Here is a 2,425-nt window from a genome sequence, read left to right on the forward strand (position 1 = left end):
AGGTGATCCCAACGGCCGAGGACGTCGGCATCCGCATGTGCTGCCACCCCGACGACCCGCCCTTCCCGCTCCTCGGCCTGCCGCGCGTGGTCTCGACCGAGGCCGACTACCGCCTCCTCCTCGACGCCGTCCCGAGCCCGGCGAACGGCGTCACCCTCTGCGCCGGCTCGCTCGGCTCGCGCCCGGACAACGACCTCCCCGGCATGATGCGGCGCCTGGGCGACCGGGTGCACTTCCTGCACCTGCGCAACGTCACCCGGGAATCGGACGCCATCGCCGGCTCCTTCTACGAGGACGAGCACCTCAAGGGCGGCACCGACATGGTGGCGCTGATCGCGGCCGCGGTCGCCGAGGAGCGCCGCCGCGCCGCCGCCGGCCGGACCGACGTCTCGATCCCCTTCCGCCCCGACCATGGCCAGGACATCCTCGACGACCTGAAGCGCCAGGGCCAGCCCGGCTACCCCGCGATCGGCCGCCTCAAGGGCCTCGCCGAGCTTCGCGGCATCATGACCGCCCTGCAGCACCCGACCCTCGGCCTGGGCGCGTAACACTTTTTTAACACGACAATTTACATAGATATCAATTACTTACTTATAGTTTCGCGCGCGAAATCACTCATCGGAGCGTTCCGCGGCCCGCGCCGCCTTCACGGCGGCCCGGCGCGCCTTCTCCTCCAGCCGCCGCCGCACGGAGGCGGCCGTCGGCCGCGTCGGCCGCCGCGGCTTCGGCCGCTCTAGCGCCGCCAGCACCATCGCCCTCAGCTTCTCCCGCGCCTCGGCGCGGTTCATCGCCTGGCTGCGGTGGCGCTCGGCCGTGACGATGACGGCGCCGTCCGAGGTCCAGCGCCAGCCCGCCACCCGGCGCAGCCGCGCCTTCACCTCATCGGGAAGGCTCGGCGAACGGGCAGCCTCGAAGCGGAGCGCGACGGCGGTCGAGACCTTGTTGACCTTCTGCCCGCCCGGCCCCGAGGCGCGATGGAAGGTCTCGGTCAGCTCCCAATCCTGGAGCGCGATATCGTCGTTGATCCGCAGCATGGCGCACGCCCGGGGCAAAAGGAGAGGGGCCGCAACGCGTTGCGACCCCTCGATTCATGAGCTTGGAGGCTGGCCGGCAAGGCCAAAGCCGACGTGTCGGTCCCGTCCCGGGGGGCTGCCCCTCAGGCGATCCCTCCACGCGTAAACCCGGCCTCACGCTCCAAGGTCTCACTAGACATTGGACCACCTCCTTTCGCTGGTTTCGGTTGCCCCAATGGTGGCACCGCCGGCGCAAAAGGCAAGCGCAATCTCAGCCCCGCTGGGCGTAGTAGCCGAGGGCGGCGCGAAACGGCGCAAGCGCGAAGACGGCGATCCCGAACTTGACCAGGAAGTCGGCCGTCGCGAGCGACATCCAGAGCGGCGCCACCGGCCCGCGCCCGAGCAGCGGCAGCGCCTCGTTCGCCCAGGCGACGTCGACCCCCGGCGCGAGGAAGCTCAGCGAAGCCGAGAAGGCGATGCTGAAGAAGATGCAGGTATCGATCACGCTGCCCGCCACGCTCGCCACGAAGGGTGCGCGCCACCAGCTCCCCCGCCGCAGCCGGTTGAAGATCGCGACGTCGAGCAGTTGGCCGACCAGGAAGGCCGTCGCCGACCCCATGGCGACCCGCAGGCTGACCAGCGGCCCGAACGGCCCCTCGATCTGCGAGCCGACGAAGCTGCAGAGAAGGCCGACCACGAAGCCCGCCACCACCACCCGGCGGGCGGCGCGCGGCCCGTGCAGCCGGTTCATGATGTCGGTGACGAGGAAGGCGAAGGGATAGGTGAAGGCGCCCCAGGTCAGCCAGTTGCCCACCAGGAACTGGACGAGGATGTTCGAGGCGATGACGATCACCGCCATGGCGGCGACGCCGTGAAGGAGCGAGCGGGGCATCAGGCTTCCGTTTTGGCAAGGTCGCGGAGACTTGGCCGCCACGTCCGGGCGGCCCTGCCCCTTAGCGCGCCACTACCCTGCCCTGCAAGCCCGCCGAGATCAGGCGGTGAAGACCCGCTCCTGGTAGGAGGCCTGCGGGCGGACGCGCCACATGCTCTCGGGCTGGCGCTCGGCCATCGCCTCGGGCAGCTCGATCTCGTCGAAGCCGACCCGCCGCGCGGCGCGGAGCTGGTCGGCAACGAGCGGCCCCGCCGCCCGCAGCCGCCCGCCATAGCCCATGTCGCGCAGCCGCCGGGCGATCGAGAAGCCCCGCCCATCGGACATGGCGGGGAAGGCCACCCGGATCAGCGCCAGCCGGTCGAGCCAGGGGGCGAGGTCGGCCGGATCGCGGTCGTTCGGAAACTCGACCGCCAGCGGCTCCTCCGGCAGATCCTGCCCGCTCCAGAAGATGTCGAACGGATGCACCTCGCCGGTCCAGTCGTCCTCGGCGAAGCCCCGCTCGGTCACAAGAACGCTCATC

General features: G+C 70.7%; 4 protein-coding genes. 1 reads left to right on the forward strand and 3 read right to left on the reverse strand.

Going from position 1 to position 2,425, the window contains the following annotated elements; all coding sequences use genetic code 11:
• Positions 1 to 548, forward strand: a 548-nt coding sequence (gene uxuA, locus Q0112_RS10145) for a mannonate dehydratase (RefSeq protein ID WP_297974761.1), incomplete at its 5' end; no start/stop codon positions are given.
• A gap of 63 nt (positions 549 to 611) precedes the next feature.
• On the opposite strand, the gene arfB is transcribed toward uxuA, so the two are convergent.
• The 3 genes from arfB to Q0112_RS10160 form a co-directional block, all read right to left on the reverse strand.
• Complete coding sequence (gene arfB / locus Q0112_RS10150) at positions 612 to 1,034, reverse strand: alternative ribosome rescue aminoacyl-tRNA hydrolase ArfB (protein WP_297974764.1); 423 nt, start codon at positions 1,032 to 1,034, stop codon at positions 612 to 614.
• A gap of 250 nt (positions 1,035 to 1,284) precedes the next feature.
• Positions 1,285 to 1,905 (reverse strand): queuosine precursor transporter, encoded by a 621-nt coding sequence (locus tag Q0112_RS10155; protein ID WP_297974766.1) that lies wholly within the window; start codon positions 1,903 to 1,905, stop codon positions 1,285 to 1,287.
• Positions 1,906 to 2,004: 99 nt separating this feature from the next.
• The coding region (locus Q0112_RS10160) for a DUF934 domain-containing protein (RefSeq protein ID WP_297974769.1) at positions 2,005 to 2,425 on the reverse strand (421 nt) is incomplete at its 5' end.

The sequence above is a fragment of the uncultured Amaricoccus sp. genome, assembly GCF_937858865.1.
Lineage (GTDB): Bacteria > Pseudomonadota > Alphaproteobacteria > Rhodobacterales > Rhodobacteraceae > Amaricoccus.

Bases quoted from the DNA above. Each gene is read 5' to 3' on its own strand.
- arfB (WP_297974764.1), bottom strand. From the start codon at position 1,034: ATGCTGCGGATCAACGACGATATCGCGCTCCAGGATTGGGAGCTGACC.
- Q0112_RS10155 (WP_297974766.1), bottom strand. From the start codon at position 1,905: ATGCCCCGCTCGCTCCTTCACGGCGTCGCCGCCATGGCGGTGATCGTC.